Here is a 20030-nt window from a genome sequence, read left to right as displayed (position 1 = left end):
ATCGGCCCGCCCGCTTCCGCCATGACCACCGGCTCGGATCCTTCCCGCGATGGAGCCGGTTCACAGGACCCCTATGAACGGCTCGGCATCCGTCAGGACGCCAGCTTCGAGGCCGTCCAGATTGCCAAGCAGGCCCGGTTACGCGATGTCGGCTCCGATCCAAGGGCCCAGGCCCTGATCGAGGCGGCCTACGACGCCGTGCTGATGGAGCGACTCAAGGAGCGCCAGCAGGGCAAGGTGAGCTCCGCGGCGCGAACCGCCTCTCAGCAGGAGACCACGCCCGCCCGGCCCGTGGCCGCTGCGGGCGGCCCCATGCGGCAACTCCCCAGACTTCCCTCCTTCTCCCTTCCCCAGACATCGCTCCTGCCCCAGATCGAGCCGGCCGCCGGCCGCCAGCTCTGGGTGCCGCTGCTTGTCCAGGTGGGTGTGCTGCTGGTGCTCGTGGCCTCTCCCTCCGCTCCGGCGGACCTGCTGCTGGCCTTCAGCACCGGGGTCTGCGTCCTGGCCCAGGTGCGCCGCCAGCGCAGGCTTCTGCCCGCCCTGGGCTGGAGCGTGGTTCTCCTCTCCAGTGGCCTGATCCTCGGAGAGCTTCTGGCCACGGTCGCCGCCGCCGGCGATGGCGTTCCCTCCATGGCGGTGATGCCCCTCGGCCCCGAGGCGCTGCGCGCTCTCCCCGCCTGGCTGCTGCTTCTGCTCGGCTCCCTGCTGCTCGCCTGACTCAGCGAACCGGCGATCCGGCCCTCACTCAGGCCGCGCTCAGCTCGTCGATCATCCGGCTCAGCTCGTCGCCGCCGACGCGGTAGACCTCCTGGCAGAACTGGCAGGTGAGCTCGGCGCCGCCCTCCTCCTCGAGCATGCTGCGCAATTCGGCCGTGCCCAGGAGCTGCAGGGCACCGAGGCTGCGCCGGCGGCTGCAGCGGCAGGAGAAGCGCACATCGCCGCGCTCCTGACCCTCCTCCAGCAATTTCGGATCCAGGTCCGGCATCACATCCTCCAGAAGCTGCCGCAGGTTCCCCTGACAATCCAGCAGCCTGCGGCTGAAGTGGCCGATCTCACGGCAGCGCTCCTCCAGAAGAGCCACCAGTGCCGGTTCGCGGGCCGCCTTCGGCAGCACCTGCACCAGCAGGCCGCCGGAGATGTGCAGCTCCCGGCTGTCGATCGATTCGCCGACGAACACACCGGACGGGGTCTGTTCCGAGTGGAGCAGATAGGAGGCCACGTCCTCCCCGATGCCGCCGCTCACCAGCTCCACCGTGCTCATGTAGGGCTCACCCTTCCCCACATCCCGCATCACGGTGAGGTATCCGGTGCCGACGGCGCCGGCGAAGTCGAAACCGCCATGGCCGTCGCCGCCGGGGATCGGGTCCAGCTCCAGGTCGGGACGGCCCACATAGCCCCGCACCGTGCCGTCGCGGCCGGCGTCCACCATCAGACCCTTGAGCGGACCATCCGAGCGCAGGCGCAGATTGACCCGTCCGTGAGCCACCTTCATCGAGCTGGCCAGCAGCAGGCCAGCCGCCATGGCGCGCCCCATCAGCGCCGTGTTCAGGTAGGAGAGCCCGTGGCGGCGGCGGCATTCGAGCGTGGCCTCGGTCACCGTGACGGCCACCAGCCGGATCCCACCGTCGGCGGCGGTGGCCCTCACGATCTGATCGGCCATCACCGCACCCTGTCTGGCGGCATCGTACGGAGCGTCTAGGGCGCGATGAGAGCCTGCGCCGTCTCGAGATGACCGGCCTCCAGCCGCCAGCGCTCGCCCACGAGATCCTCGAACAGATCGGGCTCATGGGTGACCACCAGCAGAGCCCGATCGCTGCTCACCGATCGGATCAGCTCCAGCACCTCGCCGCGCACCGACCAGTCGAGGCCCGCGGTGGGCTCATCCAGCAGCAGCACGCCAGGGTCCCGCAGCAGCTGAACCGCCAGCGCCAGCCTTCGCTGCTGGCCTCCGCTGAGTCGCTCCGGTGCCTGCTGCAGCGACAGGCCCGCCAGTCCCACCCGGGCCAGGACCGCCTCCAGCCGCTCGCCCGGCACCCGGCGATGCCCGAGACGCAGCTCCTGACCCACGCTGAGCCCGAGGAAATGGCGTTCGGGAAACTGAAACACCAGGCCGCAGAGCCAGCGCCGCTGACGGTCGCTGACCACCTCCCCCTTCCAGCGGACGCTGCCGGCCGTGGGACGGGCCAGACCGCTGATCACCTCCAGCAGGGTGGTCTTGCCACTGCCGCTGCGGCCCGCCACCAGGGCCGGCACGCCGGGCCGCAGCGCCAGGTTCACACCGGCGAGAAGATCGGCGGGGCTTCCGGCCACCCGATAGCGGATCCCCTCCAGTTCGAGCATGGTGCCGCGGCCGTGTTGGATGGAACGCCATCCTGGGCGGCCATGGACATTCATTTCCGGGAGGTTGATCCCTTCAACTGCTGGCTCTGGCTGCGCTTCCTCAGCAGCCCTCAGGGAGGAGAGCGGGCCTACGTCAACGGCGTGCTCGACAGCTGGTTCGTGCTCGGCAAGCTCGGAGGCTTCAACGCCGGCAACCAGCAGGTGCAGGAGGTGGCCGACAGCCTCAGCTGGATGGCCTACAACCACGATCAGGCCGATCAGGCTCTGCCGGCACTGATGCACAGCATGAGCGAGCCCGAGTACCGCGGGGAATGGATGCGGGTCTGGGTGGACTTCGGCACCAGTGACGCCGTGGCTCTCGATGTGCTGATCAATGCCCTGCGGCAGCTCGATGCCGATGTGGTGCAGCTGCAGACCCTGCTGGTGGGAGGCGAGAACGAGGACTGGCCGGTGGAGGAGCCCGCCGACCTCACCTTCAGCGCCGGCCCGGACCCGGATGCCTGACGGCCGCGGTCGGCGGGAGCGCCGGCGACTCCTGATCGCCCCGGATCGGCTGCATGCCGGTGGCGGCGTGGTGACCCTGCTGGAGCGGGAGCGCCACTACCTGCGCAAGGTGCTGCGTCTGCGCAGCGGCGAGCGCTGCGATGTCGTCGATGGAGCGGGCCATCTCTGGTCGGCGCGGCTGGCCGCGGATGAGACGCTGGCCCTGGAGCCGTCGCTCTCCGAGCCCAGACGGACCGGCACCCCGCCGCGACCGGGGCTGGAACTGGCCCTGGCCGTTCCGCGGCGCTCCTTCGATGAGGGGCTCCGCATGGTGGTGGAGCTGGGGCTGGACCGGCTCACCCTGCTCCGGGCCGAGCGGAGTGTCGCTGCGCCAGGCGCCATCAGCGATCGCTGGCGGCTGATCGTGGCCGAGGCCTGCGAACAGTGCGAACGACTCTGGTGTCCGGCTCTGGAAGGCATCGAGCCGGCGTGCGGTGTGTTCGAGACGCCCCCCGCGGCAGGGGAGCTCCGTCTGCTGGCCACCACCCGCCGGCGCCTCGACGGCCTGATGGATGTGCTGAGGCGGCGATCCGGCGATGGTCTGGTCCGGGTGGTGCTGGCGGTGGGCCCCGAAGGAGGCTGGAGCCCGGCTGAGGAGGCTCGCGCAGAAGGCGCCGGTTGGCTGCCGGTGAGCCTGTCCGATCAGATCCTGCGCACGCCCACCGCCGCCGTGGCGGCAGTGGCCCAGTTGGCAACCTGGCGGGACGGCCTCAGCTCCCCTTGCCCAGCTCCTTCGCCATCGCCTTGAAGCCGGAGAGGTTGGCTCCACCGGTGCGGCGCCGGCGGGGAAGAGCGGCGGACGGGGCCAGACACTCCGGCGCGAAGGTCGCCAAGACCGGCTCGGGCCGCTCAATGGCCTCCAGGCGCAGGGCTTCGGCGGTCGTCATCGGGGCCGGCTCGGCGGGCGCGGCCACCTCCGCCGGTGCGGCTGCTGTTGGTGCTGTGCCCGCCGGGGGAGCGGGAGCTGGGGTGGTCCCGGCCGGCTCAGCTGCGGGTGCCTCCGGCTCCGGCGTCGTCTCCTCGCGTGTGGGGGACACCACCGTGGCTTTCGGGGTGGCCGCCTTGGAATCGGGGGTGTCACCGCCCTCGAGATTCAGGAAGAAGGCTCCCTGACGCTGGAAGAGACGGCGGAGGACCACGGGCCGGAGCGAAGCGGAAGCCATGATTATCCGCTGTCGGATCCGGTCCTGGCCTGCCGGCTTAGGGCTGCGAAACATCCCCCGCTCGCCATGCCCGTGGCTCTCTCGCCTCTGTTCGCCTCGGGACCGGTGCCCGCCGCCGGCTGGCTGGTGGTGGCGCTTCTGCACGCGCTGGTCATCACCGCCCTGCACAGGCTGCCCCTGCTCACGCCTGCGGGCTGGGCCCATGCCGCCGCCCTCGGCACCGTGCTCTGGGGCTGCCTGGGCTGGCGGGGCTGGTTGGCCGTCGTTCTCTATCTGGCGATGGGCTCGGCTGTGACGCGGCTGGGTCTCGCCTGGAAGACGCAGGCCGGTCTGGCGGAAGCCCGCGGCGGTCGCCGCGGGCCCGAGAACGTGTGGGGTTCCGCCGCCACCGGAGCGGTTCTGGCCCTCCTTGCGGCGGCGCTGCCGGCCTCACGCCCCCTGTTGCTGGTGGGCTTCGCCGCCAGCTTCAGCGCCAAGTTCGCCGACACGTGCGGCAGCGAGATCGGCAAGCGCTGGGGCGGTCAGCCGCGGCTGATCACAACGCTCCGGCCCGTGGCCCCCGGCAGCGAGGGGGCCGTGAGCCTGGAGGGAACCCTGGCCAGCGTGGGCGGCAGCCTGGTGATGACGGCGCTTGCGGCAGCCCTGGGCCTGATTCAGGGCGTTGCGGCCCTGGTGGCGGTGGTGCTGGCCGGTCTGGTGGCGACCCTGTTGGAGAGCGTGCTCGGAGCCACGCTTCAGGTGCGAGTGACCTGGCTGAGCAACGAACTCGTCAATGCCCTGCAGACGGTTGCGGGGGCGCTGATCGCCATGGGGCTGTGGGCTGCAATTGCGCCCTGAGCTCCGCCAGCAGCTGGTCACAGCGGCGGTGGGCCAGCCGCGGGTGCATGCCCAGCTCCTCGCCGAGGGCCGACCAGCTCAGACCATCCACCACGCGGCCCTCGATCAGGCGCCGGAGCAGCGGATCGAGCTGCTCGAGCAGCTGGCGCAGCAGGCCCGCTCCAGGGCTCTCCTGCCGCTCCCCAGCGGCCGGATCGTCGGCCTGGCTGCGGGGGTCGGGCAGCTGCTCCATCAGTGTCGGCGCGGCGGCGTCCTGCCCTGAGCCCGCAGCGAGCGGCTGATCGAGCGAGCGCATCTGCAGGCAGTGATGCAGCTGCCTGGCCTCTTGCCACTGCTCCCTGCTGCAGCCCAGCGCCAGGGCGAGCTCCGCCTCGCTGGGGCTGCGGCCCTGGTGGGCCCATTCGGCCGCCAGGCGCATGCCGCGGGCATGAAGATCCCGCTGCCGCCAGGGGCTGCGCAGCGGATGGTGACGGTCGCGCAGGTAATGCAGCATCTCGCCGCGGATCTTGCCGATCGCATAGCTGCTGAAGGCCGCTCCCCGGCCTGGCTCGAAGCCTTCCGCCGCCTTGATCAGGCCCAGGCAGCCCACCTGGAAGAGATCGTCGTAGGGGCAGTCGGTTCGGGCGATCAGTCGTCCGGCCACATGGCCCACCAGGCCCAGATGGTGCTGGACGAGACAGTTGCGCTGCCGCAGAGCCTGCCGTCCATCGACGACACGAAGCGCCGGGCGCGCGAGCGGGACCTGTTTCGGGTGCATGGTGTGGAGACCTCGGGGGATGCCTTCAGCCTCCGCGCGCCGTCCGGAATGCACCTCACCCTCCGGAGGGAACGGCGCTCCCCCCAACGGGGGATCGTGTTCAGCCCGGGGTGGCCATCACCCTGGCCTCCAGCCCGGCCCAGCGCAGCAGGGCCGGCCAGCGGCTGATGCGCCGGTGCAGTTCGGCATGGCCCTCGCTGTTGAGATGGATGCCGTCCGGGCTGAGCCACTGCAGCCAGTCGGGCTCGCCGAGCAGAGCATCGATCAGCGGCAGGAAGGGCACATCCCGCTCCAGGCAGGCCTCCTCGATCAGCGATTCGTACAGCCGCACATCGGCATTGCTGTAGTGGAGCAGGCCGGCGAAGGGCATCATCGACTCGTCCACCGGCGTGAGGCCCAGCACCAGCACCGGGACGTGCTGCTGCAGTTCCTGCAGCAGCTGGTTCAGACCGAAGCCGAAGCCCTCGGGGGAGAGCTGCGGCCGCCCGTTGGCGCGCCCCACCCGGGCGCTGTCGTTGAGGCCGACCTGGAGCAGCAGGCCCTGGGGGATCTGGCGGCGCAGTTCACCGCGCACCTCGAGCTCCGGCAGGCATCGCCGGGCCAGGCGTTCGAGGCCATCGCCGCGGACGCCCAGGTTGTAGATCACAGGGGCCAGGGGCTGAGCCATCCATTCCAGCCGCAGGCGCTCGCACCAGCCTCCGGCCTCGCTGTCCCCCCAGCCCTGCACCGTGCTGTCGCCCATCACCACCAGCTTGCGCGGCACCGGCAGGGTCATGGGTGCGGAGGCGACGCGGCGGCGGTCCGAGGGTCTCACAGCGCGACTGCGGTGGTGGTGCCGGCCTGCGGACCATCGGCCCGCAGCAGCTTCAGGCGCACCCGGTCGCTCAGGGTCTCACCCAGCAGGGTCAGTAGGATGTAGGCGCCCACCACGGCGGCCACCTCGCCCCAGGCGAACGAGCTGAGCGACTCCATCAGCTGGCTGCCGAGGCCGGTGGCTCCCACCAGGCCGACCACCGCCGTTTCCCGCAGGATCACATCGGCTCGGTAGGCCCCGTAGGCCAGGTAGGGCGCCGCCAGGGCGCTGCCGCGTCCGTAGAGCAGGGCCAGGCGGGGCGGACACCCCGCCGCCCGCAGCGCTTCCCAGGTGCGGCCGCCGCGACCCCGGTCCGGCTGGCCGGCCGCGTCGCTCTCCAGAAACAGCCGCATCAGAACGCCGCAGTTGTGCAGGCCCAGCGCCAGGCCCCCGGCCACCAGGCCCGGCTGCATCAGGAAGAGCAGCATCAGGGCGATCAGCGGTGGCGGCAGCAGCCGTGCCAGGGCGGCCAGCAGACTCAGGAGCAGGCGACCGGCGGGCCAGGGTTCCAGCACCAGCCAGGCCAGGGGCGGCAGACCCACCGCCAGACAGGCGGCCAGTGCCGTCATCAGCAGCGTGCGTGAGCAGAGGCTCAACCAGGGCAGGGATCGCAGCGCCTCCAGCAGCGCCGCGCCCGGGTCGCCGGCTGCGATCAGCGCGACCGGCATCGGCCAGCCCTCGCTGCCCGGTCCGAGATCCAGGACCCTGGCTGAGACCAGCATCAGGGCCAGCACGACCAGCAGGCTGACCAGCAGCTCCCGGCCGCGGCGCCCCACCGCCGGCGACGCCGCCACCTGCGCGCTCTGCACGACCAGTCGCTCCGGCGCGGCCCAGCGGGACCGGAGCCGGCTCAGGCCCTGCTCGAGCAGCAGCATCACCGCCAGCAGGGCCCAGAGGCCCGTCCAGAGCTCGCGGAACTGCAGTGACTGCATGGTCAGGCGCAGGGTGGTGCCCAGGCCCCCCAGTCCGAAGATCCCCAGCACGGTGGCGCTGCGCAGAGCGCATTCCAGCCGGTAGCCGCCGTAGCTCAGCAGGGTCGGCAGCAGCGCCGGGGCCAGCCCGGTGAGCAGCGCCTGGCCCGGTGGGCTGCCGCCGCTGAGCAGGGCCTGCAGGCTGCCGGTGGGGAGTGCATCGAGCTGATCGCTCAGCACCCGGGCCACCAGGGCTCCATAGGGGATGGTGATCGCGGCGATGGCCACGGCCGGCTCCAGGCCGAACACCTGCAGCAGGAGCAGGCCCCAGATCAGCTCGTGCACGGCCCTCGGCAGGGCCAGCAATCGCCGCAGCAGCAGCGCCGGCCAGGTGAGTCCGCACTGCACCCGGCAGATGGTGGTGGAGCAGGCCAGGGCCAGCCCCAGCCCCAGACCGAGCGAGAGTCCCCATCCGAGCCAGGCGATGGCGATGGTGCGCGCCAGACCGCTCAGCACGTCCTGCAGCACCAGTGGATCCAGCGAGGGCCGGATCGCTCCCTGCAGCAGGGCGAGCAGCAGGCTGCCGCCGCCGCCGTGCCAGAGCCGGGGCAGCAGCACCAGCAGGGGCAGCAGTCCCAGCAGGGGCAGCAGCGGCAGCAGCGGCGCCGCGGGCAGCCGGATGGTTGCGGCGGAGCGGCTCACGCCGTTTCCGCCGGTTCGCCGACTCCGGCTTCGTAGAAGCGCTCGAGCGCAGCGGGGGCGAGGCTGGCCGGATCGGCATCGAGCACGCAGCGGCCCCCCTCCAGGCCGATCACCCGATCGAATCCGCCGAGCCAGTCGGGCCGGTGCAGGCTCAGCAGCAGGGTGGCCCCGTCGCCGGCCAGATCCATCAGCAGGGCGAGCACCGAGCGGGCCCGCGGTGGATCGAGGGCCGCCAGAGGTTCATCCACCAGCAGCAGCTCCGCCTGCTGGCGCAGGAGCCGGCCGATGGCCACCCGTTGCCGCTGGCCACCCGAGAGCCGTTGCACCGGCAGCGGCAGCAGGCCTTCATCCAGATCGAGCCGGCGCAGCACCTCCCGCCCCGCCGCGGTGTCGACAGGGCCGAGCAGGTTGGCCACCGCACGCCAGGGCGACCAGCGGCCGAGGCAGCCGCAGTTGAGGTTCTGCTGCACCGTCAGTGCCTCGACCAGGCGCAGGTCCTGCCAGAGGGTGCCGATGCGCCGCTGCTGCAGACGCCGGCGCCGCCGGGAGCGCGGGGCCGGTTCGCCGAACCAGCGCACCACTCCCCGCGTGGGTTGCAGTGAGCCGTTGGCCACCGCCAGCAGGCTGCTCTTGCCGGCGCCGCTGGCCCCGATCAGGGCCACCCGCTCCCCCGCCTGCAGGGTGAGGCTGATGCCATCGAGACGGGGCTGGCCGCGACCGGCCAGCCCGACGGCCTTCAGCTCGAGAACGGGGCTCACCGCCGCGGCTCAGCGGATCTTGCCGATCTCGCGGCCCACCGTCTCGATCGGCCGGTATTCCGCCGCCCGGGCGGGGATGAACCGCTCGGCGCCGAAGAGCTCGAGGATGCGCCGCTCGCCGCTGCTGCTGCCGTCCAGCTCCAGGATCGCCTCCTTCAGGTTGACGGTGAAGCCATCACCGAAGCGCTTGTCCAGCCCCGGCTGAGCCACCCAGTGGTAGTCGGGGTAGCCGGGTGTGCGCCAGATCACGCTCACCTTGTCGGCGTCCACCTTGCCCGCCCTGACGTTGCTGAGCCAGACCTGCTCGTTGAGCACCCCGGCCTGATAGGCGCCGCTCTGGACGAGGGCGAGGGTGGCATCGTGGCTGCCGCTGAAGCCGGGCGCTCCCCCGGCGAAGTCCTTGAGGGTCACACCGGCCTGAGCGAGGAAGTGCTGGGGCATCAGCCGCCCGGAGGTGGAGCTCTCCGATCCGAACGTGAAGCGTTTGCCCTTCAGGCGGGTCAGGTCCTTCTGGCTGCTCAGCGGGGTGAGACCGCTGCCGCTGTTGGCGATGAAGACGCTGCGGAAGTCCTTGTCGATGTCGCGCTGGGCAAGCACTCTGGCCCCGGGCCGCTGCAGCCGGGCCTGAACGCCGGTGAGGCCTCCGAACCACACCAGATCGAGCTGGCCGGTACGGAAGGCACTCACGGCGGCGGTGTAGTCGCTCACCGGCACATAGCGCACGGGCACGCCACCCAGGCTTCGGCTGAGATGGTCGGCCAGCAGCTTGTAGAGGCGGTTGAGTTTCTCGGGGTTCTGATCGGGGATGGCCCCGATCCGCAGCAGCTGGCCCTGGGCCACAGCCCCGTGCAGGGCACCCTGCTGTTCAGCCGCGGACCGCTGAGCGGCGGGTGCTGCCGCGGCCAGAGCGGCGGGGTTCCAGGGGAGGAGGGAGGCGGGCCAGAGCAGGGCCAGCGCCAGTGGCAGGCCGAGCCGGCGGGAGGCGGTACGGGGCGTCACGGCTGCGGGGAGGGACGGGTTGACGACATGCCGCTCACCATGGCCGAGGGTGCGGCTGCCTGCAGAGCCCCGTTCCGCAGGCTGTCGATGAAGCGGCCCAGCCGCTCCAGGCCGTCGCGGATGGCGGAGGGCTCGGCCGCGCAGGAGAGGCGGATGCAGCGGTCGTCACCGAAGGCCTCACCCGGCACCACGGCCAGGCCCTGCTCCTCCAGCAGGCGGCGGGAGAACTCCAGCGAACTCAGAGCGAAGCCGCTGATGTCCGGGAAGGCATAGAAGGCCCCGCGCGGGGGCTGCAGTGACACACCCGGGATCGCCTGCAGGCCGCTGCTCAGGAGGTCGCGCCGTTCGTTGTAGGCAGCCACCATGGCCGCCATCTCCTCGCGGCCGCCCTGCAGGGCCGCCAGGGCTCCGTACTGGGCAAAGGTGCAGACGTTGCTGGTGCTCTGACTCTGCAGGGCGACAGAGGCCGCGATCGCATGGGCCGGCCCGCTGAGGTAGCCGATCCGCCAGCCCGTCATGGCCCAGCTCTTGGCGAAGCCGTTCACCAGGAAGCCCCGCTCCTGCAGATCCGGAGCCAGCGCCAGCAGGCTGTGGTGGCGCTCCCCCTCGGCGAGCAGGTGCTCGTAGATCTCATCGCAGATCAGCACCACCCGCGGATGCCGCCTCAGCACCTCCGCGATGGCCTCGAGTCGTTCGCGGCCCAGCACCGTGCCGGTGGGGTTGCCGGGGCTGTTGATCACCAGGGCGCGGGTGGACGGCCCGATGGCCGCTTCCAGTTGCTCCGGCTCGAGCAGGAAGCCGTTGCCGGGCTCACAGGGCAGCAGGCGGACGCTGCCGCCGGCCAGCCGCACCATCTCCGGGTAGCTCACCCAGTACGGAGCCGGCAGCAGCACTTCCTCACCCGGATCCAGAAGGACCTGAAACAGGTTGAACAGCGCTTGCTTGCCGCCGTTGGTGACCAGCACCTGGGCGGGCTCGGTGGCGATGCCGTTCTCCTCGCTCAGCTTCCTGGCGATCGCCTGCCGCAGCGGCGGCTCGCCCGCTGCGGGGCCGTAGCGGGTGGCGCCGCGTTCCATCGCCTCGCTCGCCGCGCGCCGGATGAAGGCCGGGGTGTCGAAGTCGGGCTCGCCGGCACTGAGCACGCAGATCGTCTGACCCTCGGCCCGGAGCTGCTTGGCCCGTGCCGTGATCGCCAGAGTGGGGGAGGGTCTGAGGCCGCGGGCCCGCAGCGAGAGAGGCAGCGTCGACATCGGCGTGCGCCCGATGTGTCGGAACGCACTCACAAACAGTCATCCTGCCTGATGCGCTGCATCGGCCCCTCCCATGCCCTCCACGGCGGATCAGCGGGGCGCAGCGGTGGCCTGCGGCTGGGTTCTGGCCGCGGCGCAGCCCGCTGCGCTGGCGGCGTTCTATGCCCGGCTCCTGCGGGTGCAGGCGACTCAGGGTGCCTCCGAGCGGCACTGGCGCCTGCGGCTCACCAGCGGAGCACTGCTGCAGATCTACAGGCCCTCGCGCCGCAGAGGGGACCTGCCTCCGGCCGATGGTCGCCTGGCGATGGTGCTGACCCGGGAGTCGCCGCCCGGGGCGGAGCTGGAGCGGCTGGAGGCCTGGCGACTTGAGGCGGCGGACCTGGGAGCGGACCTGAGCGAAGCGGCCCGGCGCGAGGTCTTCGGGGCGGAGGCCTGGATCCGGGACCCTGAGGGCAACCGCGTGCTGCTGCTGGTGACGCCGCCCGGCTCCGTGGCAGCCTCGGCCTGAGCCCGTGCACCTCCGCCTCCGTGCCGCCCTCCTCCGGCCGCGCCTCCCGGCCCGATCCCGCCTCCGATCCCGGGCTGCTGGCGCCCTCGCTCTTCGATGCGGCCGGGACGGACCCGACGGAGCCACCCATCGCGGAACCGTCGCTCTCGATGGAGGAGCTGACGGCGCAGTGCCGGAGCTGCCAGCGCTGCGGCCTCGCCGCCACCCGCACCCGGGTGGTGGTGGCCCGGGGCAACCCGGAGGCGCCCCTGATGGTGATCGGTGAGGGCCCGGGAGCCCAGGAGGACGAAACCGGTCTGCCCTTCGTGGGCCGTGCCGGCCAGCTGCTGGACCGCATGCTGGAGAGCGTGGGGCTCGACAGCGAGCGCGACGCCTACATCTGCAACATCGTCAAGTGCCGGCCTCCCGGCAACCGCCGGCCCACGCCGCTGGAGATGGAGGCCTGCCGGCCCTGGCTGCAGGAGCAGATCCGGCTGGTGGATCCACCCGTGGTGCTGCTCGCCGGCGCCACGGCCATGGAGGGAATCCTGGGGGTGAAGGGCGGCATCACCCGATTGCGGGGCCAGTGGCGCGAGTGGGAGGGGCGCTGGCTGATGCCGATCTTTCACCCCTCCTACCTGCTCCGCAACGCCTCGCGGGACCGCGGTTCACCGAAGTGGCTCACCTGGCAGGACCTCCAGGACGTGACCCGCCGCCTGAAGCAGGTGCGGCCCTGAGCCCGCCGCGCCAGTGACGGCCTGGCCTGTGGCAGGGTTGGCGCGTTCCGCCCCACCCCGGCAGACCCCATGACCGGAACCCTGGTCCCCAGCGAACGCTCCGACCGGGAGCTCTCCCAGGATCCGCGCTTCGACACCGCCATCCATCGCCGCCCCACCCGCACCGTCTGGGCCGGCGAGGTGCCGATCGGCAGCCAGCACCCGGTGGTGGTGCAGTCGATGATCAATGAGGACACCCTCGACATCGAGGGCTCGGTGGCGGGCATCCGTCGTCTGGCGGACGTGGGCTGCGAGATCGTGCGGGTCACGACCCCGTCGATGGCCCATGCCCGGGCGATGAAGGAGATCCGGCATCGCCTGCGGGATCAGGGCTGCACCGTTCCCCTGGTGGCCGATGTGCACCACAACGGCATCCGGATCGCGCTCGAGGTGGCGCAGCACGTCGACAAGGTGCGCATCAATCCCGGCCTGTTCGTGTTCGAGAAGCCCGATCCCGGCCGCGACTCCTTCAGCGAGGCGGAGTTCGCCGCCATCGGGGCGCGGATCCAGGAGAGCTTCGAGCCCCTGGTGAGCACGCTCAAGGATCAGAACAAGGCGCTGCGCATCGGCGTGAACCACGGCTCGCTGGCCGAGCGGATGCTGTTCACCTACGGCGACACGCCCCGGGGGATGGTGGAGTCGGCGATGGAGTTCATCCGCATCTGCGATGCGCTCGACTTCCACAACATCGTGGTGTCGATGAAGGCGTCGCGCGCCCCGGTGATGCTGGCCGCGTATCGGCTGATGGCTCACACCATGGACCGGGCCGGCTTCCACTACCCCCTGCATCTGGGGGTGACGGAGGCAGGTGATGGCGATTACGGCCGCATCAAGAGCACGGCCGGCATCGCCAGCCTGCTGGCCGAGGGCCTGGGCGACACGATCCGGGTGTCGCTCACGGAGGCGCCGGAGAAGGAGATCCCCGTCTGCTACAGCATCCTCCAGGCCATGGGCCTGCGCAAGACGATGGTGGAGTACGTGGCCTGCCCCAGCTGCGGACGCACCCTGTTCAATCTCGAGGAGGTGCTGCACAGGGTGCGCAGCGCCACGGCCCACCTCACCGGCCTCGACATCGCCGTAATGGGCTGCATCGTCAACGGTCCCGGAGAGATGGCCGATGCCGACTACGGCTACGTGGGCAAGACGCCGGGTGTGATCTCCCTCTACCGGGGCCGTGATGAAATCCGCAAGGTGCCCGAGGCCGAGGGGGTGGAGGCGCTGATCGCCCTGATCAAGGAGGACGGTCGCTGGGTGGACCCCTGACGCTCCGGTTTCACGGCCCGGCAATGCTGGTTACATTGAAGTGCCGCACTGGAGTCCGCGATGATCCGTCGACGCACTGGTCTGATCGCGTTGATGAGTGTGGGCGGCGGAGTCCTGGCTGTGGCCGTGGCCAGCCCGTTCCTGGGTGCTCCCAGCGTGGCCTCCCTGATCACCGACAGCCCGAAGGAGGTGATGGATCAGGCGTGGCAGATCGTCTTCCGCGACTACCTCGACACCAACGGCAATTACGACGCCGGCCGCTGGCGGACCCTGCGCCGCGACCTGCTGGCCCGCTCCTACGGCAGCCCCGATGAGTCCTACGAGGCCATCCGCGGCATGCTGGCCTCCCTGGACGATCCCTACACCCGTTTCCTGGATCCGCAGGAGTTCAAGGAGATGCAGATCGACACCTCCGGTGAACTCACCGGGGTGGGCATCCAGCTCTCTCTCGACAAGGACACCAAGGAGCTGGTGGTGGTCTCGCCGATCGAGGGCACCCCGGCCTCCCGCGCCGGCGTGCAGCCCAAGGACGTGATTGTGGCCATCGATGGCCGCAGCACCAAGGGCATGACCACCGAGGACGCGGTGAAGCTGATCCGGGGCAAGCGCGGCACCACGGTGACCCTCAGCCTGCGGCGCCGCGGCTCGGTGATGCAGGTGCCTCTCGAGCGGGACCGGATCGAGATCCACGCGGTGAACCATCAGGTGAACACCACGCCTGATGGCCGCAAGGTGGGCTACATCCGCCTGAAGCAGTTCAACGCCAACGCCACCAAGGAGATGCGGGCCGCCATCAAGGAGCTCGAATCCCAGGAGGTGGATGGCTATGTGCTCGACCTGCGCAGCAACCCTGGCGGTCTGCTGATGGCGAGCGTGGAGATCGCACGCCAGTGGCTCGACGAAGGCACGATCGTCTCCACCAAGACCCGCGATGGCATCCAGGATGTGAAGCGGGCCAACGGGCGCGCGCTGACCGAGGCTCCGGTCGTGATCCTGGTCAACGAGGGCTCCGCCAGCGCCAGCGAGATCCTTTCCGGCGCCCTGCAGGACAACGACCGGGCGGTGCTGGTGGGCCAGAAGACCTTCGGCAAGGGTCTGGTTCAGTCCGTGCGCAGCCTGTCGGACGGTTCCGGCATGACGGTCACCATCGCCAAGTACCTGACGCCGGACGGCAACGACATCCACAAGCACGGCATCCGGCCGGACGTTCCGGCCGAGATGACCAAGAAGGAGATCGAATCCCTCACGGTGGAGGATCTGGGCAGCTCCAAGGACAGCCAGTACCGCGTGGCTGAATCCACCCTGGTGAAGCAGCTGCGGGCCGCCGCCGGTGCGGCGACCGGCTTCGACCCCTCCAGCGCCAACCTGCCCGCTGCCCTCGGACCGGCTCAGCGGTAGGGCGCCAGCCCGAATCCCTCCTGCTGGCTGCGGCTGCCCCAGCCGTTGCCCCGGCCGCGGGGCGCCGCAGGTCGGTCGGTCTCCCAGCCAGGCCGGCCCGTGAGCCCATCCAGCTGAGCCACGATGCGGGAGCAGCCGCCGGACCCGGCGATCAGTCGATCGAGGGTATTGAGGGGCACGCGCCGCCCCCAGCCCTGGGGCCATCCCTGGCGCCGCCCCTGGGCCTCCACCAGGCGCACGGCCTCGTGGCGGGGCATGAGGCCCTGACGCATCAGGCAGGTGGCCGTGGCCAAAGTGGCCACCTGGGCGCGGTTCACCGGGGAGCGCCGCACCACGGCCGCGGGCCGGATCGGTTGGAACGGCTGGGCTGGGGAGAGGGTGCTGAGGCCGCCGATGGGAGCCATCTGGCTCAGGGCCGCCATCACCAGTTGCAGAAGGGTGGGATCCATGGGTGCGGTTGCGTTGGGAGCTCAGAGATCGGTCTGTGTGGGGCCGCAGTAGCGGTCGAACAGCTGCAGCACCTGCTCACTGGTCAGCTTGGCCGTGTAGCGGGCCTCCAACTCGGCCAGGTGCTGGCTGCGGGGGTAGGCCCGCAGGGAGCGCAGGTCCGCCGGGGAATGGCGGGCCAGGGCCCGGGCCATGTGCCGGTGATGGCTGGCATGGGTGATCGAGCCACCGGCGCACTGCTGCATGCGATGGGCCGCCTCATGGGCGAGGGTGTCCCACACGTCCTCGGGAGAGGCATGCACGCGGCAGATCACGATCGTGTCGCTGCGGGGGTGGTAGAGGCCCATCAGGTTGCGGCGGCGGCAGTTCTCCTGCCGCACGTCCACGCCGGCCCGCTCGAGGCGGCTGCGCAGGGCGTCGATCGCCTCCCAGGTGCGAGCGGCGGCCGGAGCCGGCAGCGGTGCCGCCGCCAGCACCAGGATCAGAGCCGTGAGGGCATGGGAACGCTTGAGCATCGCCGGCAGGCGCAGCGGAGGGTCTCTCTCCACTCTGATGGCGCCCTGTGGCTGAGGTGTGGCGTTCCCTGAGGGGGATGTGAGCCGATGTGACCGGCGGCTCAGGCCACCGGTTGCATCAGGCCACCGCCGGGGGTGGAGTCGTCATCGTCGTCGCCGTCCTCGTTGAAGAGGGCGAACATGCCGAGGGCCAGAACGCTCACCACGCCGGAGATCAGGCTGAAGGAACTGCCCATGCCCTGAGAGATGTCCACCACTTCACCCATGCGTCAATCCGTCAAGTGGGACCAATGTAACGAGATTTTGCGGTTCTGCAGGGTTTTCTCAGGAAGTGGTGGGTCTCCAGGCACCGTCTGAGCCCGCTCAGACCCGCAGCACCTCGGAATCGGCCTGCGCGACGGCGTTCTCGCGCTCGGTGCTGCTGAGGCCATCGGCGCCCGGCAGCGTGGCGGCCATGGCCCGCAGCCACTCCATCAGCTGCTCCACCTGCCTGTCCATCGGCAGCACGCCCAGACCGCGGGCCAGCACCTTGGCGTTGCTGCCGCTGCCGGCCTGATACACCAGCCGGCCGTGCAGATGCTGGGGCAGACCCTGGCGCAGGCGGCGGAAGGCGGGCTCCTCCATCGGCGTGTCGAGCACGATGTTCGGTTTCTCGGGCCGGATGCGGGCGATGCCGCAGCGGCGGGCCAGCAGCTTGAGCTCCATCAGCTGCAGCAGCGCCTGGGCCGCCGCCGGGATGGCGCCGTAGCGGTCAGCCCAGCCGGCGGCCAGTTCCACCAGGGCTTCGGGTGAGTCGCAGTCGGCCGCGGCCCGGTAGGCGGCCAGCTTCTCGTCGCCATCGCTGATCCAGTCGGCCGGGATGAAGGCGGTGAGGGCCAGATCCACCTGGGTCTCCTCCACCGAGGGGATGTCCTGCCCCTGCATCTCAGCCAGGCACTCCTGCAGCATCTCCATGTAGAGGTCGAAGCCGATGGCCTCCATCTGGCCGCTCTGCTCCACCCCCAGCAGGTTGCCCACGCCGCGGATCTCCATGTCGCGCATGGCGAGCTGGTAGCCGCTGCCGAGCTGGGCGAATTCCTGGATGGCCCGCAGGCGCTGGCGGGCCGCCTCCGACAGGGAGGCATTGCCCGGAAAGAAAAGCCAGGCGTGGGCCTGGATGCCGCTGCGGCCCACCCGGCCGCGCAGCTGATACAGCTGGGAGAGCCCGAAGCGCTGGGCGTCCTCCACCAGGATCGTGTTGACGCGGGGGATGTCGAGCCCGCTTTCGATGATGGTGGTGCAGAGCATCACGTCGGCCTCGCCGGCGTTGAAGGCCACCATGGCGCTCTCCAGCTCGCCTTCGGCCATCTGGCCGTGGGCCACCAGCAGCCGCAGGCCGGGCAGCATCCGGCGCAGGCCGGCCGCCACCTCCTCGATGCCCTCCACCCGGGGCACCACGTAGAACACCTGGCCGCCACGGTCGAGCTCCTGGCGGATGGCGCTGCGCACCGCCTCCTCATCCAGGGGCGCCAGGTGGGTGCGGATCGGTCGCCGCTGCGGCGGCGGCGTGGTGATCAGGCTCATCTCCCGCACGCCGGAGAGGCTCATGTAGAGGGTGCGGGGAATGGGCGTGGCCGAGAGGGTCAGCACGTCCACGTCCTTGCGCAGCACCTTGATCTTCTCCTTCTGGTTCACGCCGAAGCGCTGCTCCTCATCCACCACCAGCAGACCCAGCTGCTGGAAGCGGGTGGCCTTGCCCAGCAGCTGGTGGGTGCCCACCACCACATCCACCACGCCATCGCGCAGCCCATCGAGGATGGTGCGCCGCTCCGTGGCCGTGCGGAACCGGTTGAGCAGCGCCACCTTCACCGGGTACGGGGCGAAGCGTTCGCTGAGGGTGCGCCAGTGCTGCTGGGCCAGAACGGTGGTGGGCGCCAGCATCGCCACCTGACGGCCGGCCGTCACCGCCTTGAAGATGGCGCGGATCGCCACCTCGGTCTTGCCGAAACCCACATCCCCGCAGACCAGTCGGTCCATCGGCTGGGGGCGCTCCATGTCGCGCTTGACATCGCCGGTGGCCTTGAGCTGATCAGGTGTGGGATCGAAGGGGAAGGACTCCTCCAGCTCCCGCTGCCAGGGGCCGTCGGGGGGGAAGGCGTGCCCGCCGGCCTTGTGGCGCTCGGCGTAGAGCTTCACCAGGTCGGTGGCCACCTTGCGGATGGCCTTGCGGGCCCGCTCCTTGGCGCGGGTCCAGGCGGTGCCGCCCATGCGGTTGAGCTCGGGCGGGCTCTCCGAGGTGGCGCGGTAGCGCCCCAGGCTGCCCAGCTGGTCGGCGGCCACCCGCAGAGTGCCGTCGGCGTACTGCACCACCAGGTATTCGCGGGTCTCGCCGCTGATGGCCAGCTTCTCGAGCTTCAGGTAGCGGCCCACGCCGTGGTTGCGGTGCACCACGAAATCGCCGGGCCGCATCTTGTTGGGGTCCACCGTGCGGCTGGCGGCGCGGCGGCGCCGGCGCACGTAGCCCGTGGCGGTGAGGTTGTGCTGCCCGAAGAATTCCCGGTCGCTGATCAGGGCCAGCCGCCAGGCGGGCAGTTGCAGACCCTCGAGCTCGCTGGTGCCCGGCGTCTTGAGCGCCACCGGCGTGCGCTGCTCGATCAGCCGCTCGATCGCCGGTCGGTCGTTCGGGTTGGGCACGAAACGGCAGACGCAGTCGTGCTCCTCCAGCAGCGCCACGGCCCGGCTGGGCTGGGCCGAGAGGAGCCACACCTGGGATTTCTCCTGCAGCAGGCCCTTCACCAGGCCGGCGAGCTTGCCGAACTGGTTCGGGTAGGCGGGCACCGGCCGGCTGGCCAGATCGAGGGCGTTGGAGTGGCTGTCGCTCTCGTGCAGCTCGGCCAGATCGAAACCGGCGAAGGCCTCGGCCAGGGCCAGCGCCTCCTGCACGGGCCGGTGCAGGACGGGGCGGATCAGATCGGCCGCCCCGGGGGGGAGGTCGGCGATCACATCGCCGTGGTGGTCGCTCACGTGGCGGAGCCACTGCTCGCCGTGGGCCAGGAGATGGCGCCGCTCATCGCAGGCGATCAGGGTGTCCGGCGGGAGGTAATCGAGCAGGCTGGCGGGCTCCGGCCAGACCAGGCCCATCAACCGGCGCATGCCCTCGGGTGTGCCGCCCTCGAGCAGCTGGTCGGTCGCCTCCTCCCCCAGCAGGGTCTCGATCCCATCGGGCATCGTGTCCCGCAGGGCATCGGCCACGAGCGTGGCGAAGCCGGTGGGGGTGAGCCGCACGGCCTCCACGGCATCGAGTGAGCGCTGGGTGGCGGGATCGAATTCCCGCACCTTCTCGATCTCCTCCCCGAAGAGCTCCAGCCGCAGGGGCAGTTCGGCGCTGACCGGGAAGATGTCGAGGATGTCGCCGCGGCGGCTCCAGGTGCCCTCCTGCTCGATCGTGGGCACCCGCTCGTAGCCGAGACCCGTCAGGGTCAGGGCCAGCTCATCGAGATCAACGCGGTCACCGCGACTGAGGGTGAGGCAGCGGCGCCGCAGCTGGTCGGGTGGCGGCAGGTGAGGCTGGAGGGCCCGCTCGGTGGCCACGATCGCCAGGGACCGGCCATTGCTTTGGCTTGAACCGGAGCCGGTGGGGCTGAGCAGGTCGGCCAGCACCTGCAGCTGGCCCCAGCAGATCTCGCTGGTGGGATCGAAGGGCTCGTAGGGCGATCCCTCACTGGTGGGGTAGAGCTGGGCCGTCTGCCAGCCCATCAGGCTGAGCAGGCCCGTCCAGCGGCCGGCCTCCTCGAGGGTGGGCACCACCACCAGCAGGGGCGAGCCGTTCAGCCGGGCCAGGGCGCTGCTCACCAGGGCCCGGCCGGCCCGGGAGGCGCCGCCGAGGCGCAGGCGCTCGCTGCGGCGGCTGCGCTCCAGCACCTCACCGGTGAGTGCCGCTTGCTCGAGCTGGCGCACAAGGGCGGTGAGGGGCATCGAGGCGGGTGGACACGCAGCACTCGATTGTGCAATCCCGCTCCCTGCATCGGCGGGGTCACCGGTGCGGGCGGCGG

General features: G+C 71.0%; 21 protein-coding genes. 8 read left to right on the top strand and 13 right to left on the bottom strand.

Annotation, left to right across the window (positions count from 1 at the left end; genetic code table 11):
* Positions 1-21: 21 nt before the first annotated feature.
* Complete coding sequence (locus tag EVJ50_RS05900) at positions 22-717, top strand: CPP1-like family protein (RefSeq protein WP_150882899.1); 696 nt, start codon at positions 22-24, stop codon at positions 715-717.
* 28 nt (positions 718-745) lie between these two features.
* On the opposite strand, the gene hslO is transcribed toward EVJ50_RS05900, so the two are convergent.
* Together hslO and EVJ50_RS05890 are read right to left on the bottom strand one after the other, a co-directional pair.
* Positions 746-1660, bottom strand: coding sequence for an Hsp33 family molecular chaperone HslO (hslO, locus tag EVJ50_RS05895; protein ID WP_150882897.1), 915 nt, complete (start codon positions 1658-1660; stop codon positions 746-748).
* A gap of 35 nt (positions 1661-1695) precedes the next feature.
* Positions 1696-2340, bottom strand: coding sequence for an ABC transporter ATP-binding protein (locus tag EVJ50_RS05890; protein ID WP_150882895.1), 645 nt, complete (start codon positions 2338-2340; stop codon positions 1696-1698).
* Between the two features lie 42 nt (positions 2341-2382).
* Between EVJ50_RS05890 and EVJ50_RS05885 the strand changes: the two genes are divergently transcribed.
* Together EVJ50_RS05885 and EVJ50_RS05880 are read left to right on the top strand one after the other, a co-directional pair.
* Entirely contained in the window at positions 2383-2844 is a 462-nt protein-coding gene (locus tag EVJ50_RS05885; protein ID WP_150882893.1) for a DUF3531 family protein, read from the top strand.
* Positions 2837-3631: a 16S rRNA (uracil(1498)-N(3))-methyltransferase gene (locus EVJ50_RS05880; protein WP_150882891.1), complete on the top strand. Its 795-nt coding sequence runs from the start codon at positions 2837-2839 to the stop codon at positions 3629-3631. The genes EVJ50_RS05885 and EVJ50_RS05880 overlap by 8 nt, the downstream gene beginning before the upstream one ends.
* Here the strand turns inward: EVJ50_RS05880 and EVJ50_RS05875 are convergent.
* Positions 3594-4022, bottom strand: coding sequence for a hypothetical protein (locus EVJ50_RS05875; protein WP_150882889.1), 429 nt, complete (start codon positions 4020-4022; stop codon positions 3594-3596). The genes EVJ50_RS05880 and EVJ50_RS05875 overlap by 38 nt on opposite strands.
* 90 nt (positions 4023-4112) lie before the next feature.
* Here EVJ50_RS05875 and EVJ50_RS05870 point away from each other — a divergent pair, with 90 nt between their 5' ends.
* Positions 4113-4883, top strand: coding sequence for a DUF92 domain-containing protein (locus EVJ50_RS05870; protein ID WP_150882887.1), 771 nt, complete (start codon positions 4113-4115; stop codon positions 4881-4883).
* On the opposite strand, the gene EVJ50_RS05865 is transcribed toward EVJ50_RS05870, so the two are convergent.
* The 6 genes from EVJ50_RS05865 to EVJ50_RS05840 all read right to left on the bottom strand — a co-directional run bounded on the left by EVJ50_RS05865 (position 4816) and on the right by EVJ50_RS05840 (position 11113).
* Positions 4816-5640, bottom strand: coding sequence for a sigma-70 family RNA polymerase sigma factor (locus tag EVJ50_RS05865; protein WP_150882885.1), 825 nt, complete (start codon positions 5638-5640; stop codon positions 4816-4818). The genes EVJ50_RS05870 and EVJ50_RS05865 overlap by 68 nt on opposite strands.
* A 100-nt stretch (positions 5641-5740) precedes the next feature.
* Positions 5741-6415 carry a GDSL-type esterase/lipase family protein gene (locus tag EVJ50_RS05860; RefSeq protein WP_150884892.1) on the bottom strand — a complete coding sequence of 225 codons (675 nt, stop codon included), beginning with the start codon at positions 6413-6415 and terminating at the stop codon, positions 5741-5743.
* A gap of 35 nt (positions 6416-6450) precedes the next feature.
* The gene (locus EVJ50_RS05855; protein ID WP_225323110.1) at positions 6451-8106 is read right to left on the bottom strand and encodes an ABC transporter permease; all 1656 of its coding nucleotides are present in this window, start codon (positions 8104-8106) and stop codon (positions 6451-6453) included.
* On the bottom strand, positions 8103-8864 hold the full coding sequence (locus EVJ50_RS05850) for a phosphonate ABC transporter ATP-binding protein (protein WP_150882883.1): 762 nt from the start codon (positions 8862-8864) through the stop codon (positions 8103-8105). Before EVJ50_RS05850 ends, EVJ50_RS05855 begins: the two co-directional genes overlap by 4 nt.
* 9 nt (positions 8865-8873) lie before the next feature.
* On the bottom strand, positions 8874-9812 hold the full coding sequence (locus EVJ50_RS05845) for a putative selenate ABC transporter substrate-binding protein (RefSeq protein WP_370455633.1): 939 nt from the start codon (positions 9810-9812) through the stop codon (positions 8874-8876).
* Between the two features lie 47 nt (positions 9813-9859).
* A complete protein-coding gene (locus EVJ50_RS05840; RefSeq protein WP_150882881.1) occupies positions 9860-11113 on the bottom strand; it encodes a pyridoxal phosphate-dependent aminotransferase in 1254 nt (417 codons plus the stop codon).
* Positions 11114-11186: 73 nt separating this feature from the next.
* On the opposite strand from EVJ50_RS05840, the gene EVJ50_RS05835 reads away from it, so the two are divergent.
* The 4 genes from EVJ50_RS05835 (at position 11187) to EVJ50_RS05820 (ending at position 15037) form a co-directional block, all read left to right on the top strand.
* Positions 11187-11621, top strand: a complete 435-nt coding sequence (locus EVJ50_RS05835) for a VOC family protein (protein WP_150882879.1) — start codon at positions 11187-11189, stop codon at positions 11619-11621.
* A gap of 149 nt (positions 11622-11770) precedes the next feature.
* Positions 11771-12337: a uracil-DNA glycosylase family protein gene (locus tag EVJ50_RS05830; protein ID WP_150884889.1), complete on the top strand. Its 567-nt coding sequence runs from the start codon at positions 11771-11773 to the stop codon at positions 12335-12337.
* 69 nt (positions 12338-12406) lie between these two features.
* Positions 12407-13639, top strand: coding sequence for a (E)-4-hydroxy-3-methylbut-2-enyl-diphosphate synthase (gene ispG, locus EVJ50_RS05825; protein WP_150882878.1), 1233 nt, complete (start codon positions 12407-12409; stop codon positions 13637-13639).
* A 93-nt stretch (positions 13640-13732) separates the two neighbouring features.
* Positions 13733-15037 (top strand): S41 family peptidase, encoded by a 1305-nt coding sequence (locus tag EVJ50_RS05820; RefSeq protein ID WP_370455612.1) that lies wholly within the window; start codon positions 13733-13735, stop codon positions 15035-15037.
* Here the strand turns inward: EVJ50_RS05820 and EVJ50_RS05815 are convergent.
* The 4 genes from EVJ50_RS05815 to mfd form a co-directional block, all read right to left on the bottom strand.
* On the bottom strand, positions 15028-15486 hold the full coding sequence (locus tag EVJ50_RS05815; RefSeq protein WP_150882874.1) for a hypothetical protein: 459 nt from the start codon (positions 15484-15486) through the stop codon (positions 15028-15030). The two genes, EVJ50_RS05820 and EVJ50_RS05815, sit on opposite strands and share 10 nt — an antisense overlap.
* A gap of 21 nt (positions 15487-15507) precedes the next feature.
* Complete coding sequence (locus EVJ50_RS05810) at positions 15508-15999, bottom strand: hypothetical protein (RefSeq protein WP_225323108.1); 492 nt, start codon at positions 15997-15999, stop codon at positions 15508-15510.
* 101 nt (positions 16000-16100) lie between these two features.
* Entirely contained in the window at positions 16101-16253 is a 153-nt protein-coding gene (locus EVJ50_RS14540; RefSeq protein WP_191964935.1) for a hypothetical protein, read from the bottom strand.
* A gap of 109 nt (positions 16254-16362) precedes the next feature.
* Complete coding sequence (gene mfd / locus EVJ50_RS05805) at positions 16363-19953, bottom strand: transcription-repair coupling factor (protein ID WP_150882872.1); 3591 nt, start codon at positions 19951-19953, stop codon at positions 16363-16365.
* Between the last annotated feature and the right edge of the window lie 77 nt (positions 19954-20030).

The sequence above is a fragment of the Synechococcus sp. RSCCF101 genome (assembly GCF_008807075.1).
Classification (GTDB): Bacteria; Cyanobacteriota; Cyanobacteriia; order PCC-6307; family Cyanobiaceae; genus RSCCF101.
Note: the sequence above shows the minus strand (reverse complement) of the source record. Positions and strands in the feature narration are given on the sequence as shown.